Raw genomic sequence first — 16,846 nt, 5'->3', positions numbered from 1 at the left:
AAGGATAACATGAACGAAGAACTAGTGAACCCTTCACAGCCAGAACGTCATTATATAAGCGGCACGTCAATTGTAACGGTTTTTCATAACGAAGAAAACTTATATAACGTTACGCGGATACGGATCAAAAAAACAAATTTAGAGATTGAAGATAAAGAAACGGTCGTTACAGGCTATTTTCCTAAGCTTAATGAAGATGAAGTATACACATTTTACGGGGACTTCAAAGAGCATCCAAAGTTTGGTCTGCAATTTCATGTTGAGCAGTTTAAAAAAGAACTTCCGCAATCAAGGCAAGGGGTTGTTCAGTACCTATCAAGCGATTTATTTCACGGAATCGGTAAAAAAACCGCTGAAAATATTGTGGACGCCCTAGGAGAACGCGCTATTTTTCGTATTTTGCAAAATGAGTCCGTGCTAAAAGAGGTTCCGAGGCTTTCAGCCGACAAGGCAGAGGCTTTAGTAACGCAGCTTCGTGAACATCAAGGGTTAGAAGAAGTAATGGTAAAGCTGACAGACCTCGGGTTTGGACCGCAGCTTTCGATGAAGATTTTCCAAGCGTACAAACAAGAAGCGCTTGAAATTGTTCAAAATAATCCTTATCAGCTCGTAGAAGATATTCAAGGTATTGGTTTTAGCAGGGCCGATGAACTTGGAAAGAGGCTTGGTATGGCAACCAACCATCCTGATCGTTTGCGTGCAGGTATTTTATACGTCATTGAGCAAGAATGTAATCAAATGGGACATGTATACGTCACGGCAGATCAGCTGTATGGAAAAACAGCAGAGCTTCTTCGAAAAAGCAGGCATGAGAATCTGTCTGAAATGGATCTTACAAGAGAAGTGGACGCATTAAAAGCAGACAAAAAGCTTATCATTCAAGACGAAAAAATTTATTTTCCTCCCCTTTTCTATGCTGAAAAAGGGCTGGTTAAAGCTATTCAAAAAATTATGGCCCAAACGCAATACGAAGAGCAGTTTCCAGAATCAGAATTTTTACTAGCTTTAGGTGAACTAGAAGAGCGATTAGACGTGCAATATGCACCGTCTCAGCGCAAGGGCATACAAACTGCTTTAATGTCTCCAATGCTTCTTTTAACAGGTGGACCAGGTACAGGGAAAACAACGGTTATTAAAGGAATAGTCGAACTCTATGCAGAACTTCACGGATGTTCGTTAAATCCAGGGGACTATAAAAAAGATGAAGCTTTTCCTGTTTTACTTGTGGCACCTACTGGACGCGCTGCTAAACGAATGAGCGAAGCGACCGGACTTCCGGCAGTTACGATTCACAGATTATTAAAATGGAACGGACAAGAAGGATTTGACCATAATGAGGAGAATCCAGTTGACGGAAAATTATTGATTGTGGATGAAGTATCGATGGTAGATTTGTGGCTTGCTCATCAGCTGTTTAAGTCTCTTCCTGCTAATTTACAGGTTATTTTAGTTGGAGACGAAGACCAGCTTCCTTCAGTAGGTCCGGGACAGGTGTTAAAAGATTTACTAAGTTCAGAAGTAGTTCCTACCGTCCGTCTGACAGATGTATACCGGCAAGCGGAAGGGTCGTCGATTATTGATTTGGCTCATGAAATAAAAAAAGGAAAGCTTCCGGAAGACTTATCGAGGCAGCAAGGAGATCGTTCCTTTATTCGCTGTCAAGGACAGCACATCACGAATGTCGTGCAACAAGTTTGCGGGAATGCGTTAAAAAAAGGCTATACGGCTAAAGATATTCAAGTTCTAGCTCCTATGTATAAAGGTCCTGCAGGGATTGATAAACTGAATGAAGTTCTTCAGGAATTATTTAACCCGGCTTCTGAGCAAAGAAGAGAGCTTAAGCACGGAGATATTACGTACCGAGTCGGAGATAAAGTGCTGCAGCTTGTAAATCAGCCGGATAGCAACGTATTTAACGGAGATATGGGAGAAATCGTCTCAGTTTTCTTTGCCAAAGAAAATACGGAAAAACAGGATATGCTGGTTATTTCATATGAAGGAAACGAAGTAACTTATACAAAGCAAGACTTTAATCAAATAACTCATGCATACTGCTGTTCCATTCATAAATCGCAGGGAAGTGAATTTCCCATTGTTGTGCTTCCAATTGTCAAAAGCTATTACCGGATGCTGCGACGCAATTTACTTTATACCGCCGTTACGCGAAGTAAACAGTTTTTAATTTTATGCGGCGAAGACGAAGCGTTTCAGCTTGGAGTCAGCCGGAATGAAGACAGCATTCGACAAACGAATTTACAGCCCCTGCTTCGAGAAAGCTTGGATAACGACATAGAAGATCCTGAAATTCCATTTATGAAAGATGCAAATATTGGGATGGAAAACGTTACGCCGTATGATTTCATGTAACCTTTCGCATGCTAACAAAGAGTTAAATAAACTCCTTTGTTGCCATCCTTCTTTGCTAATTGTCAGAAAATAAAGTATGGGCGTGAAAAAAAGTGGACATAATGCGTTTATATAAGTAGAACGTATAAAGAGGTGTCGACTTTGTTTAAATGTCCAAACTGTAAAAGTATTGACGTTGGCAAAATTGGTGTAAATCAGTATTACTGCTGGAATTGTTTTATTGAAATGACTATTTCAAAAGGACAAATTAATACTCACCAAGTAGAAGAAGATGGAACATTGAGCTCGCTTGATGATTTGTTCTCAGATGACGAGCGCACAATCAATTTCTAATTCTTTTTTACCGGGAGGAAGAGCAATGGGCAGAATCATTCCGTCAGTAGTCGCTTTCGGTCTTGGAGCTTATGCATTTAAAATGGCAGATGATCGAGAGATGTTTACAAAAAGAAATATGAAAAAAATGCGTAAACGTATGATGAAAGCTATTCACTAATAAAAAAGCACTATTGCACTGAGCTGCAATAGTGCTTTTTTGCAGGCAGAAGATACAACTGCATGTATAAACTCCTTTCTTTATCAAAAAATAGAAGGGAGGAGGAGTTTACGTTGAAAGATAGTTCATTCAAATGGTTCTATAGATTCGGACTGCTGTTATTAGCACTGCTGTGCGTATTAGTCTTTTTTAAAGTCCAGTTTTTATGGCTGCCTGTTATTTACATGTTTTTAAAAGCACTGCTGCCTTTTTTTATTGCAGCATTCATTACATATTTACTTCATCCGCTTATTGAAAAAACGCATGATAAAGGCGTGCCTCGTCCTCTAGCTATTTTACTGATCTACATTATCTTTTTTGGAGGAATCGGGTTCGGAGCCTATAAGTCGTATCCTATTTTTGTGGAACAAGTAAAAGATTTAAATGAACAGCTGCCTCATTTTACGAATACATATAGACATTGGGTAGAATCGATTCATGATCGTACAACTTCACTTCCAAACGGTGTACATGAGAAAATTGAAGGCAGCATTGATGATGTAGAGGCTACGCTCAACGTGTGGCTTACAAAAGTGGCGGAAGGATTAAAATCATTGATTACCTCTTTTTTGATTTTAATCATTATTCCATTTATTGTTTTTTATATGCTGAAGGATTTTTCCTCTATTAAGAAAGCAACAGCTTATGTCACACCTAAAAAGTGGCACAAACCAGGCGAACGTTTTTTATCGGATGTGAATGAATCGCTTGGCAATTATATTAGAGGACAATTTTTTGTTTGTCTCATTATTGGTGTGATTGCCACAGCAGCACTTTGGTTCTTTCATGTACCTTATGCACTTCTTTTAGGCTTTATTATTGGCGTAACGAATATCATTCCGTATTTTGGCCCGATTATTGGTGCGGTTCCAGCAGCTATTATTGCAGCAACTATCTCGATAAAGTTGGTTATTACCATTGTCATTATTATCTTTGTGCTGCAGTTTCTAGAAGGAAATGTTCTGTCTCCGCTTATCGTAGGAAAGAGCCTTCATATTCATCCTTTGTTTATCATGCTTGCGCTCCTTTTAGGAGGAGAGTTTGGAGGAGTATTGGGTCTCATTTTGGCTGTGCCAATTTTAGCAGTCGTTAAAATATCTATTTTGCATATTCGCTCTTATACGCTCAAACATTGACAAAGAGCGGTTAATTTGTCATAATATCGCCATAAGAAAACGCTACATATTTTGAACACAATGATGGATCGAGTACGTTGCACACTGGTTTTTAGAGAAGGGCTTCCTTGGCTGAAAGAAGCGCTAAACAAAGAGCAGCTGAACGCTAGTCCAGAGTGCAGGCTAAAACCTGCCGTGTCAGCAACGTTAACGCTATGAAGGTGATAAATGCTTTTGGCATTTATAATCAGGGTGGTACCGCGAGTTCAACTCTCGTCCCTGCTACAGGGATGAGAGTTTTTTTGTGTGCAAATAACTAGCAATTACTTTTGGACACAGGGAAAATAGATGCTTTTATGTCATCATTTTTTTGTCTATAAATAAGAAGAGTATTAAAGGAGGACCAATCATGAAAAAACTGACGTCAGCACAAGTTCGTCAAATGTATTTAGATTTCTTTAAAGAAAAAGGCCATGATGTAGAACCAAGCGCATCTTTAGTTCCGCATGAAGATCCATCTTTATTATGGATTAACAGTGGAGTAGCTACATTAAAAAAATATTTTGATGGTCGTGTTATTCCTCAAAATCCGCGTATTTGTAACGCACAAAAATCTATTCGTACAAACGATATCGAAAACGTAGGTAAAACGGCTCGCCATCATACGTTTTTTGAAATGCTTGGTAACTTCTCTATCGGTGATTATTTCAAAGAAGAAGCAATCCAATGGGCATGGGAATTCTTAACGAGCGATAAATGGATTGGATTCGACGCAGATAAGCTATCTGTAACAGTTCACCCTGAAGATGAAGAAGCATTTAAGATCTGGAATGAAAAAATGGGCGTGCCTAAAGAGCGTATCATTCGTTTAGAAGGTAACTTCTGGGATATTGGAGAAGGTCCGAGTGGTCCAAATACAGAGATCTTTTATGATCGCGGAGAAGCATATGGAAATGACCTAACTGATCCCGAATTATATCCAGGTGGAGAAAATGAGCGTTATTTAGAAATTTGGAACCTTGTATTTTCTCAGTTTAATCATAATCCTGATAATACGTACACGCCGCTTCCAAAGAAAAATATTGATACAGGAATGGGCTTAGAGCGTATGGTTTCTGTTATTCAAGATGTGCAAACAAACTTTGATACAGATTTGTTTATGCCAATTATTGAAGCAACAGAAAATATTTCAGGCGCTAAATATCGTACAAATGATGAGCAAGATACGGCATTTAAAGTCATTGCTGACCACATTCGTACGGTAACATTTGCTGTAGGTGATGGTGCTCTTCCTTCAAATGAAGGCCGCGGGTATGTACTACGTCGTTTGTTACGCCGAGCAGTTCGCTATGCTAAAAAGTTAAACATTAATCGTCCGTTCATGTACGACCTAGTGCCGGTAGTAGGTGAAATCATGGTTGATTTCTATCCGGAAGTAAAGGAAAAAACGGATTTTATCCAGCGCGTAGTCAAAAATGAAGAAGAGCGTTTTCACGAAACGTTAAATGACGGACTAGCTATCTTGGCAACTGTTATTAAAAAAGAAAAAGCGCAAAACAGTGATACGGTACAAGGCGAAGATGTTTTCCGTCTATATGATACGTATGGCTTCCCTGTTGAATTAACGGAAGAATACGCAGAAGATGAGAACATGAAAATCGATCATGCAGGTTTTGAACGTGAAATGGAAGCACAGCGTGAGCGTGCGCGTGCTGCTCGTCAAGATTCTAGTTCTATGCAAGTTCAAGGCGGCGTACTTGGTGAAGTAACGGTTGCAAGTGAGTTTGTGGGCTATGATAAAAATGAAGTAGAAACAGTTGTTGAAGCAATTATTGTAGACGGTGAGCTTGTTGACCGTGCTGAAGCTGGAACAGAAGCGCAAGTCATTTTAAGCCACACGCCATTCTACGCAGAAAGCGGCGGTCAAATTGCGGACCAAGGTACGATCCAAAGTGCTTCAGGAAAAGCGGAAGTAAAAGACGTTCAAAAAGCGCCAAATGGTCAAAATGTCCAAACGGTATCTGTAACAAGCGGTGAGCTTGTAAAAGGTGAAACATACATGGCAACGCTTGATGAAGAAAACCGCAGTGCAATTGTGAAAAACCATACGGCAACGCATTTATTGCATCAAGCATTAAAAGATACGTTAGGAACGCATGTTAATCAAGCGGGTTCTTTAGTAACAACGGATCGCTTGCGCTTTGACTTCTCTCACTTTGGTCAAGTGACACAAGAAGAGATTGAGAAAATTGAACAAATCGTTAATGAAAAGATTTGGGACAGCATCTCTGTACAAATTGAAAACAAAGCAATTGACGAAGCAAAAGCGATGGGTGCAATGGCACTATTTGGTGAGAAATACGGAGATATCGTGCGCGTAGTACAAGTAGGCGACTACAGCTTAGAATTATGTGGTGGATGTCACGTACCAAATACATCTGTTATCGGTTTATTTAAAATTGTATCAGAATCTGGAATCGGTGCAGGTACTCGACGTATTGAAGCTGTAACTGGAAAAGCTGCCTATCAGTTAATGAATGATCAAGTAGGTTTACTAAAAGAAGCTGCGGCAAAAGTAAAATCCAACCCGCGCGATTTAGTAGGGCGCGTTGAAGGATTACTAGAAGAAATTCGTAATCTTCAGCGTGAAAATGATTCACTATCTACAAAGCTTGGCAATATTGAAGCTGGCAATCTTGTTGACCGCGTGCAAAACATTAATGGTGTAAATGTCCTAGCAGCAAAAGTGAATGCAACGGATATGAATAACCTTCGTGCAATGGTTGATGATTTAAAACAAAAATTAGAATCTGCTGTGATCGTATTAGCTTCTCCACAAGGTGAAAAGGTAAATATTATTGCAGGTGTAACAAAAGATTTAATTGCTAAAGGCCATCATGCTGGCAAACTTGTTAAAGAAGTAGCAACGATTTGCGGCGGAGGCGGAGGCGGACGCCCTGACATGGCGCAAGCTGGAGGAAAAGACGCTAGCCAAATTGAAAAAGCACTTGGCACTGTAGAAGAATGGGTTAAATCCGTTTAATTCTCCTCTTTCTTGGTGTACAATATAAATAAGACTTAGCATAGTGCACAATGTGTTCACAAATTAAGAGAGTGAGGTGGGACCGTGAGTTCATTTGATAAAACCATGCAATTTAATTTTCAAGATGAGCCAGCTGAAACAAACGTACATGAAGTATTGTTTACGGTTTATGACGCACTGCAAGAAAAAGGCTACAACCCGATTAACCAAATCGTTGGGTATTTGTTATCAGGAGACCCTGCTTACATTCCTCGTCATAACGATGCGAGAAACACAATTCGCCAGTTAGAGCGAGACGAGCTCATTGAAGAACTTGTTAAATCTTATTTACAACAGCATCGAAAGGATTCATAAATGCGCGTATTAGGATTAGATGTAGGAACCAAAACAATTGGTGTGGCAGTTAGTGATGAAATGGGATGGACAGCGCAAGGAATTGAAACAATTAAAATTGCAGATGAGCAGATGGAGCAATCATATCCTCGTTTACAGCAGTTAATTGACGAATATTCCGTAGAGAAAATCGTAGTGGGTCTTCCTAAAAATATGAATGGTACGATTGGCCCTCGAGGCGAAGCGTGCATCGAGTTTGCTGACAACGTCAAAGAAAAACTTAACATTGAAACGATGATGTGGGACGAGCGCTTGTCAACGATGGCAGCAGAGCGAGTACTGCTGTCTGCCGACGTAAGCCGCAAGAAACGCAAAAAAGTAATCGATAAAATGGCAGCTGTTATGATTCTTCAAGGATACTTAGACAGCAAGCAATAAGAAAAGCAGCAGGCTTTGCTTAAGCTGACAAGTTATGACTTTCCCTTTTACATATTCTTTTGTACGTAAAAGGGAAGTGAAATAACTGAACAGCTTGCTTTTCGCTGAAGAAAAAGTTAAGCTAAGAGCTTACAATATAAAATGAGGTGCAAACATGAGCGTAGAAGAAAATAAAATTACAATCGTCGATGAGAATGGAAATGAGCAGCTATGCGAAATTTTATTCACATTTGATTCTGATCAATATAACAAATCATATGTAATTTACTATCCAATCGGAGCAGACCAAGATGATGAAGAAGAAATTGAAATTCATGCATCTGCTTTCACACCAAGTGAAGACGGTCAAGACGGCGAGCTTCAACCGATTGAAACAGAAGAAGAGTGGGACATGGTTGAGGAAATGGTTAACACATTCCTTGACGAAGAAGGCGAATAATTATAGTGAAAAAGCTGATGACAATCGTTATCAGCTTTTTTTTACATAGCGGCCGTTCTTTTTAGATATAAAAAGGTTTTTCCTTGCATTCTTAGGGGAGATTGTATGATAATGACGAAAAATGAGATAAATTGTAGTATAATAATTCCTGCGTGTGAGAGTGCATTTTAATAAAAGAATTCATTGTTTGAACGGATGAAACTAGACTTTGGGCAGACAATAACATAAATCATGGAAAAAATTTAGGAGAGGCGATAGTTTAAGGAAGCGATACCATCTCACACCTATAGGAGATACGAATGAATCGCAATCTCATGTATCCTCTCTGTTCATACTTACAAAAAATCAAGAAGAAAAGAGGTGAAACTGGTTGTATCTTCTTTTACAGAAGTAGATTTAACCAGGAAGCTGCTTGTCGCAACAAACATTTTTACCACCTAATCGTTCAAGGAAAAAACGAGTTATTTTTATTACAATTATCGTACTTCTTTTACTTGTTGGCGGTGCATTTTTCTATGCTCAATCCCGCTTAACACCCGTGGATCGAAACAGCAATAAAAAAGTAAATGTGACCATTCCACAAGGTTCTTCCGTTCAATCGATTGGTACGGTATTGAAAAAAGAAGATTTAATTAAAAGTAAAAGTGCCTTTCGCTATTACGTAAAATTAACCCATGTATCTGGATTTCAAGCTGGAACGTATTTATTTTCTCCTTCCATGAGCTTAGGGGAAATGGTTGAAAAAATGGAAAAAGGCGAGGTTTCAAAACAACCTGATATTCGTGTCACCATTCCAGAAGGACGCCAGCTTGTCGAAATTGCTGATATCATTGCTAAAAATACAAAGTTTACAAAAGACGAAGTCATGAAAAAGCTAGACGATAAGGCATTCATCAATAAAATGAAAGAAAAGTATCCAGATTTAGTAACGGATGAAGTGATGCAAAAAGATATTAAACATCCGCTAGAAGGTTATTTATATCCCGTTACGTATGATTTTTATGATAAAAATGTGTCGTTAGATGAAATATTGGATAAAATGGTAGGGAAAACAAATAATGTATTAGGTCAGTACAGTGGGCAAATGGAAAAGAAAAAATTTAGTGCACATAAATTGTTAACCATGTCTTCTCTAATTGAAGAGGAAGCGACTGCGAAAGTCGACCGAGAAAAAATTGCCAGTGTCTTTTATAATCGCCTTGAAAAAAACATGCCTCTTCAAACGGATCCAACCGTATTATATGCCTTAGGAGAGCATAAAGACCGGGTGTTCTATAAGCATTTAGAAGTGGACTCTCCTTACAATACGTATAAAGTAAAGGGGTTGCCTCCAGGACCAATTGCCAGCTCTGGATTGATGTCAATCAAAGCTGCGTTACATCCAGCCAATACAGATTATTTATACTTCTTGGCTACACCTGAAGGAAAAGTTATTTTTACCAAAACGTTAGAAGAACATAACAAAGAAAAAGCCAAGCATATTACAGGTAAAGAAAAGCAAAATACCGAAAAATAATTGGAAATTTAAAATTGGGGAATCGCGATACTTCGCATTCCCCATCTTTTATGTTAAAATATATCGGGTTTACGTAAAAACGAAAAAAACTTATAATAGACTAGTTGTCTTACTATTTTGCAGTAATGAAACGTTATGAAAACATAATGTAAAATGTACTTCTGAGAACGGAGGAAGTGTTTTGCTTTTACAAAACGTAGAGCAGTATGTGGAAAAGCTTATTCCTAAGCGCCAGGAGCTTATTGAAGAAATGGAAGCTTATGCAGAAGAACATCACGTTCCGATTATGGAATTGATTGGTGTTGAAACGCTATTGCAAATTCTTCGTCTTCATCAGCCAAAACATATATTAGAAATTGGAACAGCGATTGCATATTCGTCTATTCGAATCACCCATGCGCTTCCAGAGGCACGAGTGGTTACGGTAGAACGAAATGAAGAGCGTTACCAAAAAGCGCAAGAGTTTATTGAACGGGCGGGAAAACAAGATAAAATTGTTTCGTTGTTTGGAGATGCACTTGAGCTTAGAGATGAAATTGAACGTCATGGTCCTTATGATGCAGTCTTTATCGATGCAGCTAAAGGTCAGTATCAGCGTTTTTTCGAACATTATGAGCCGATGCTATCTTCTAAAGGAATGATTATTTCGGATAACGTACTATTTAAAGGTCACGTAGCGACCGATTTGGCGGAAGTAGAAACACGTCGACGCCGCAGCTTAATTAAAAAAATTCAGGCATACAATACGTGGCTGATGAATCATCCCGATTATTATACAACTATTCTCCCTATTGGAGACGGAATCGCGATTAGTATTAAAAGAGGTGACCAAGAATGAAAAAACCAGAACTATTAGTGACACCAACTGCAGTTTCGGAAATCGAATCATTACTACAAGCTGGAGCAACGGCTATTATGGTTGGTGAACAGCGCTACGGTTTGCGTTTAGCAGGTGAATTCAAACGTGAAGATATCGTAGAAGCTGTAAATATTGCTCATCAGCATGATGCAAAAGTCTACGTAGCGATGAACGGATTATTTCACAATGATAAAATCGCCGAATTAAATGAATATATTTTATTCTTAAAAGAAGCAAGCGTGGATGCGATTGTATTTGGAGATCCGGCTGTATTAATGGCAGTGCGTGAAACAGCTCCAGAAATGAAGATGCACTGGAGTACTGAAACAACGGGAACAAACTGGTATTCATGTAACTACTGGGGCCGCAAAGGAGCTAAGCGTGCAGTTCTTGCTCGTGAGCTAAGCATGGATAGCATCATTGATATCAAAGAAAAAGCCGAAGTAGAAATTGAAGTTCAGGTGCATGGCATGACGTGTATGTTCCAATCGAAACGTTCACTTCTTGGCAACTACTTTGAGTATCAAGGAAAAGTCATGGAAATTGAAAATCGTAAAGTAGAAAAAGATATGTTTTTACTTGATAATGAGCGAAACAATAAGTATCCAATTTTCGAAGATGAAAATGGAACGCATATTATGAGTCCAAATGATATGTGCATTATCGATGAGCTTTCCGAAATGATTGACGCTGAAGTAGATGTATTTAAAATTGACGGCGTATTAAAGTCACCGCAATATATTTTAGAAGTAACAAAAAAATATCGTCAAGCGATTGATTTATGTGTAGATGACCGTGAAGAATACGAAAACGTTAAAGACGATTTGTTAGAAGAAATTGAAAGCTTGCAGCCAATTAACCGCCCGTTAGACACAGGGTTTTTCTTTAAAGAAACGGTATATTAAAAAGCATGCAAAGAAAGATAAACAAAGGAGGTACAAACGATGGCTGTTCAAATCGATACTGTAGTAGAAGGTAAACGAGTTATTACTAAAAAGCCTGAGTTGTTAGCTCCAGCCGGTAACCTTGAAAAATTAAAAGTTGCCGTACACTATGGAGCAGATGCTGTGTTTATCGGAGGAAAAGAGTTTGGCCTTCGTTCAAATGCAGATAACTTTACATTTGAAGAAATGGCAGAAGGTGTTCAGTTTGCAAACAAATACGGCGCACGTATTTATGTTACAACAAACATTTTTGCTCACAATGAAAATATGGACGGACTTGAAGATTATTTAATGGGATTAGAGCGCGCTGGCGTTTCTGGAATCATCGTAGCTGATCCGTTAATTATCGAAACCTGTCGATGCGTTGCACCTAAGCTTGAAGTACACTTAAGTACCCAGCAATCACTTTCAAACTGGAAAGCCGTTCAATTCTGGAAAGAAGAAGGATTAGAACGTGTTGTACTTGCTCGTGAAACGGGTGCTGAAGAAATGCGCGAAATGAAAGAAAAAGTGGATATTGAAATTGAAGCTTTTATTCACGGAGCGATGTGTATTGCTTATTCAGGCCGCTGCGTGCTAAGTAACCACATGACAGCGCGTGATTCAAACCGTGGAGGCTGCTGTCAATCATGCCGTTGGGACTATGATTTATTTAAAGTAGAAGACGGTAAAACGGAAACGCCTTTATTTGATGAGCAAGACGATCCGTTTGCAATGAGTCCAAAAGATTTAAATTTAATTCAATCTATCCCTCAAATGATTGAGCTGGGTATTGATAGCTTGAAAATTGAAGGACGTATGAAGTCGATCCACTATATTGCAACAGTGGTGAGCGTATATCGCAAAGTGATTGACGCATACTGTGCAGATCCTGAGAATTTTGTGATTCAAAAAGAATGGCTTGATGAGCTAGACAAATGTGCGAACCGCGATACGGCTCCCGCCTTTTTTGAAGGGGTTCCTGGAGTGGATGAACAAATGTTTGGCGTACACGGCAAGAAAACAAAATTTGATTTTGCTGGTTTAGTATTGAATTATGATGAAGAAACAAGCATCGTGACATTGCAACAGCGTAACTATTTTAAACCGGGAGAAGAAGTGGAATTTTTTGGTCCGGAAATTAAAAACTTTACGCAAAAAATAGATAAAATTTGGGACGAAGATGGCAATGAACTAGATGCTGCGCGTCATCCGCTGCAAATTGTGAAATTTAAAGTGGACCAACCTCTATTTTCATATAACATGATGCGAAAGGGGATTTAAATATAAAATGGGGAAAAAGCCCGTTGTAATCGGTATCGCTGGTGGATCCGGTTCTGGTAAAACAACTGTAACCAAAGCTATTTATGAGTATTTTAAAGGGCATTCTATTATGCTTCTTGAGCAAGACTATTATTATAAAGATCAAAGCGATGTACCGTTTGAACAGCGTTTGCAAACAAATTACGATCATCCTCTAGCATTTGATAATGATTTGCTGATTGAACACTTGCAAAACTTATTAAATTATGAGAGCATTGACAAACCGGTATATGATTACGCAATTCATACGCGCTCTGAGAAGGTAATTAAAGAAGAACCAAAAGATGTTATTATCTTAGAAGGTATTCTTGTACTAGAAGATCAGCGCTTGCGTAATTTAATGGATATCAAGCTATACGTAGATACAGATGCGGATCTTCGTATCATTCGTCGTATGCTTCGTGATATTAAAGAACGAGAGCGTACGCTTGAGTCAGTTGTTGATCAATACGTATCTGTCGTTCGCCCGATGCATAATCAGTTTGTTGAACCAACAAAACGCTATGCAGATATTATCATTCCTGAAGGCGGTCAAAACCACGTAGCGATTGACTTGATGGTCACTAAAATTCAAACAATTCTTGAACAAAATGCCATTTTATAATAACATAGCATAGATGCAGGAATTTTTTTGAAGACAATGCAGACATATTCTGCTAACTAAACACAAACATTATAAAGAATAGAGAAACGAGCAGCTTCTATTTTGAAGCTGTCATTTCTCTATTAACTGATTTTTCCACAGAGTGGAAAATTTTTTGTACATACAGAAATCGACTGTATACACTAGAGATTTTGAGTTCAAGAAGGAGTGAAGGGATTATGGCACAAGAAAAAGTATTTCCAATGACAGAAGAAGGAAAGCTAAAGCTAGAGCAAGAGCTAGAATATTTAAAAACAGTAAAACGTAAAGAAGTTGTAGAGCGTATCAAGATCGCCCGCAGTTTTGGAGATTTATCGGAGAACTCTGAGTACGATTCTGCAAAAGACGAGCAGGCTTTCGTGGAAGGACGTATTACAACGCTTGAGAATATGATTCGCAATGCGAAAATTATTGAAGAAGATGTAGAAAATTCTTCTATCGTATCATTAGGTAAATCTGTAACATTTGTAGAGTTGCCAGATGGTGACGAAGAAACGTATACAATTGTAGGTAGTGCAGAAGCAGATCCATTTGAAGGGAAAATTTCAAATGATTCACCAATTGCTAAAAGTCTAATGGGCAAACAAATTGGAGATCAAGTAACTGTTCAAACTCCTGGTGGAGATATGTCAGTGAAAATTGTATCTGTTAAGTAAAACATATGGTTGGAAGCGTTCTACTGAATGCTCGTAAGTAAAAAAGCTGACACGCGTCAGCTTTTTTTATATGATTTAAAAAAACGGAGAGAATAGAAAAGATATGTAGGAAAGGAAAGATGAAGATGAAAGATGTCGATTTTACTAAAACAGCGCTTGTTTTAATTGATTTACAAAAAGGGATTGTTCCAATTGGAGGAGACGAAATCGTAGAAAAATCTGTTCAGCTTGTGAATCGTTTCCGCGAACAAAATGGATTTATTAGCTTTGTACGAGTAGATTTTCAAGATGGAAAAGATGCGTTGACGCCAGAAACGGATCAAAAGCCATCTGCTCCTCAAGAAAGACCTGCAGACTGGGCAGAATTCGATCCAAGACTTAATGTTCAAGAGACTGATTACATTGTGACAAAACGTCAGTGGGGAGCCTTTTTTGGGACAGATTTAGACCTTCAGCTTCGCCGAAGAGGAATTGATACAATTGTCCTTTGCGGAATTGCAACAAATATTGGTGTGGAAAGCACAGCTCGTGAAGCATTTCAGTATGGATATAACCAAATTTTTATCACGGATGCCATGGCGACATTTACAAAAGAAGAGCATGAAGCCACTCTTTCTTACATCTTTCCGAAAATAGGAAAGCTACGAACAACTCAACAATTTTTAACGGAAAATGAATAATAAAAACTTGCTGAATCAGCAAGTTTTTTTATGGAATGAAAAAAAGAATGAATATTTCTTAAGATAATGGTTTTAAAAGTAATGGCAACGTCGACACTTGTAAAGAGTGAGGTGTAGTCATGAAAATAATTCACAAGCGAATTTATATTACTCTTATTTTTATTTTATTATTAATTAGTGGACTGGGAGCACGGCTTGTTCAACTCCAGCTTGTCAGCACAGAATCTTTTACTGATAAAAATATTAACTTAATTGAAGGAAGCGTAAAACAGCGTACGCAGGAAATGGTGGTAGACGACGGACGAGGGAAATTCGAAGATAAAAATGGACAGTCTTTAACATCTATCACGCATAATCGCTTAGTCCTGTTTCCATTTTTAGAAAAAATGAAGTGGCCCGTTCAGCAAGTAAGCGAAATTGTGGGAATGCAACCACAGGAATTAACGAACAGACTAGCGAATGCTAAAACACCGGTTGTTATTACAAAAGAATTATCCCATGCACAAGTCGAAAAAATAAATGCATTAAAGGTACCTGGCGTGTTTGGAATTCCTCTAAAAGATGAGCGTCCAGTTCCTCTTGCTGAACATTTAATCGGACTAGAAGCACAAAGCAAACAAATAATTGAAGAGAAGTACAGTGATAAATTGAAAAATGGAGCTATTAAATCAACTACGCCTGTAGGTATCTCAGGGATGCAGAGGGCTTTTGACGAGTTTTTGCTGCCTGAACAAGAGTCTAAGCTCCTTTATCATGTTGATCGACTAGGTGGGCCTATGTTTGGCATCGATGTAAAATATACGGGCACAGCTAACCCTTATTATCCAGTCAGTGTGCGTACGACGCTTGATTTGTCTGCTCAGGAGCTAGTGGAGAATACATTGAATCATTATAAGTTAAAAGACGGAGGAGCCGTCTTAATTGATATAAAAAACAATAAAGTAATTGCGATGGCCAGCAGGCCTTCAATTAATAAGAAAGAGCCATTTAAAAAGCAAAACGGTTCAGACAGCGTAGAAAATCGTTTGCTGACGCCGCAAACTCCTGGATCTATATTTAAAACCGTAACAGCAGCTGCAGCGCTTGAACAAAATAAAATTCAGCCTTCTTTTACCTATAACTGCGATAAAAGTATTTATGGCAATAATGTAGAAGAAGATCATCAAAAAGGGCAGCTGACGTTTGAAGAAAGCTTTGCGCAAAGTTGTAATGCAACGTTTGCCCAGCTAGCAAAAGAAATGATAATATCTAATCCGGATATCATTGAACAATATGCTGATAAGTTAGGGCTTCTTCAGCCTGTAGGATGGACGGGTGATGTGTTTCACTTTGAACATTTTAAGCAGTTTTTAGGAGAAAAATCGGGAAGAGTTTGGACAAATGATAGAGAAAAAAAAGTACCAAATGCTGTAGCGCAAACAGCAATTGGACAGCTTGACGTAAAAGTGACTCCGCTTGCAGTAGCAAATATGATGGCGACAATTGCACGGGGAGGAGAAAAGAAGCAGGTAAAAGCGGTAGATGCGCTGGACTATAAAAACAATACGTCACTGTATACGTTTAAAGAGCATGAGCTAAAAGGAGATACGATTAATGAAGCCACAGCTGCTTCTATGCAGCAGCTTTTAAAAGGCGTCGTACAGAGCGAAAAAGGAACAGGAAGAAGATTTCAAACGCTTCCTTATGAAGTGGCAGGAAAGTCAGGAACTGCTGAAATCAATGTGAAGGCCGATATCGTCAATAAATGGTTTGCGGGTTACTTTCCGGCAGATGATCCAAAATACGCAATGGTAGTAGTGGATTTAAATACAAAAAGTGCGATATCTCCCACAAACAGCGTATTTTATGATATTGTTAAAGGGATGTATGACTTAAATACACGTTAAAACAAGAAGAATTTGTAAAAAATATTACAAATATACTTCAAATAAATTTTGATGCTTCATGTATAAGAAAACACATGTTAGAATAAAGCATTA

17 protein-coding genes are annotated in these 16,846 nt (G+C 38.5%); all 17 read left to right on the top strand.

Translation table 11 applies throughout. The annotated features are described in order from the left end of the window. Positions 1-9 precede the first annotated feature (9 nt). The 17 genes from recD2 to WKH56_RS03705 all read left to right on the top strand — a co-directional run bounded on the left by recD2 (position 10) and on the right by WKH56_RS03705 (position 16,753). Positions 10-2,367, top strand: a complete 2,358-nt coding sequence (gene recD2 / locus WKH56_RS03785; protein WP_275210698.1) for an SF1B family DNA helicase RecD2 — start codon at positions 10-12, stop codon at positions 2,365-2,367. Positions 2,368-2,508: 141 nt separating this feature from the next. Next, positions 2,509-2,700, top strand: coding sequence for a hypothetical protein (locus tag WKH56_RS03780; RefSeq protein ID WP_013059292.1), 192 nt, complete (start codon positions 2,509-2,511; stop codon positions 2,698-2,700). Between the two features lie 25 nt (positions 2,701-2,725). Next, entirely contained in the window at positions 2,726-2,860 is a 135-nt protein-coding gene (locus tag WKH56_RS03775; RefSeq protein WP_013059291.1) for a YrzQ family protein, read from the top strand. Between the two features lie 113 nt (positions 2,861-2,973). Continuing rightward, a complete protein-coding gene (locus tag WKH56_RS03770) occupies positions 2,974-4,035 on the top strand; it encodes an AI-2E family transporter (protein WP_028411681.1) in 1,062 nt (353 codons plus the stop codon). Positions 4,036-4,098: 63 nt separating this feature from the next. Then, complete coding sequence (locus WKH56_RS03765) at positions 4,099-4,233, top strand: hypothetical protein (protein WP_255219740.1); 135 nt, start codon at positions 4,099-4,101, stop codon at positions 4,231-4,233. Between the two features lie 190 nt (positions 4,234-4,423). Continuing rightward, a complete protein-coding gene (gene alaS, locus WKH56_RS03760) occupies positions 4,424-7,057 on the top strand; it encodes an alanine--tRNA ligase (protein WP_275210699.1) in 2,634 nt (877 codons plus the stop codon). Positions 7,058-7,141: 84 nt separating this feature from the next. Next, positions 7,142-7,411, top strand: a complete 270-nt coding sequence (locus WKH56_RS03755) for an IreB family regulatory phosphoprotein (protein ID WP_013059287.1) — start codon at positions 7,142-7,144, stop codon at positions 7,409-7,411. After that, the gene (gene ruvX / locus WKH56_RS03750; protein ID WP_013059286.1) at positions 7,412-7,828 is read left to right on the top strand and encodes a Holliday junction resolvase RuvX; all 417 of its coding nucleotides are present in this window, start codon (positions 7,412-7,414) and stop codon (positions 7,826-7,828) included. 154 nt (positions 7,829-7,982) lie between these two features. Next, the gene (locus tag WKH56_RS03745; RefSeq protein ID WP_013059285.1) at positions 7,983-8,267 is read left to right on the top strand and encodes a DUF1292 domain-containing protein; all 285 of its coding nucleotides are present in this window, start codon (positions 7,983-7,985) and stop codon (positions 8,265-8,267) included. Between the two features lie 412 nt (positions 8,268-8,679). Then, positions 8,680-9,783, top strand: coding sequence for an endolytic transglycosylase MltG (gene mltG, locus WKH56_RS03740; protein WP_028411679.1), 1,104 nt, complete (start codon positions 8,680-8,682; stop codon positions 9,781-9,783). Positions 9,784-9,964: 181 nt separating this feature from the next. After that, on the top strand, positions 9,965-10,621 hold the full coding sequence (locus WKH56_RS03735) for an O-methyltransferase (protein ID WP_028411678.1): 657 nt from the start codon (positions 9,965-9,967) through the stop codon (positions 10,619-10,621). Next, a complete protein-coding gene (locus WKH56_RS03730; RefSeq protein WP_028411677.1) occupies positions 10,618-11,547 on the top strand; it encodes a peptidase U32 family protein in 930 nt (309 codons plus the stop codon). The genes WKH56_RS03735 and WKH56_RS03730 overlap by 4 nt, the downstream gene beginning before the upstream one ends. Positions 11,548-11,586: 39 nt before the next feature. Next, the gene (locus WKH56_RS03725; protein ID WP_342834722.1) at positions 11,587-12,849 is read left to right on the top strand and encodes a peptidase U32 family protein; all 1,263 of its coding nucleotides are present in this window, start codon (positions 11,587-11,589) and stop codon (positions 12,847-12,849) included. A gap of 7 nt (positions 12,850-12,856) precedes the next feature. Then, on the top strand, positions 12,857-13,492 hold the full coding sequence (gene udk, locus WKH56_RS03720; protein WP_028411675.1) for a uridine kinase: 636 nt from the start codon (positions 12,857-12,859) through the stop codon (positions 13,490-13,492). A 218-nt stretch (positions 13,493-13,710) separates the two neighbouring features. Then, positions 13,711-14,187 carry a transcription elongation factor GreA gene (gene greA / locus WKH56_RS03715; RefSeq protein ID WP_013059279.1) on the top strand — a complete coding sequence of 159 codons (477 nt, stop codon included), beginning with the start codon at positions 13,711-13,713 and terminating at the stop codon, positions 14,185-14,187. Between the two features lie 119 nt (positions 14,188-14,306). Continuing rightward, positions 14,307-14,867, top strand: coding sequence for an isochorismatase family protein (locus WKH56_RS03710; protein ID WP_372497466.1), 561 nt, complete (start codon positions 14,307-14,309; stop codon positions 14,865-14,867). A 119-nt stretch (positions 14,868-14,986) separates the two neighbouring features. Further along, positions 14,987-16,753 carry a peptidoglycan D,D-transpeptidase FtsI family protein gene (locus WKH56_RS03705; RefSeq protein ID WP_342834721.1) on the top strand — a complete coding sequence of 589 codons (1,767 nt, stop codon included), beginning with the start codon at positions 14,987-14,989 and terminating at the stop codon, positions 16,751-16,753. Positions 16,754-16,846: the final 93 nt, after the last annotated feature.

It is taken from the genome of Priestia sp. SB1, from assembly GCF_038898415.1.
This window is presented reverse-complemented; position numbering and strand designations above follow the sequence as displayed.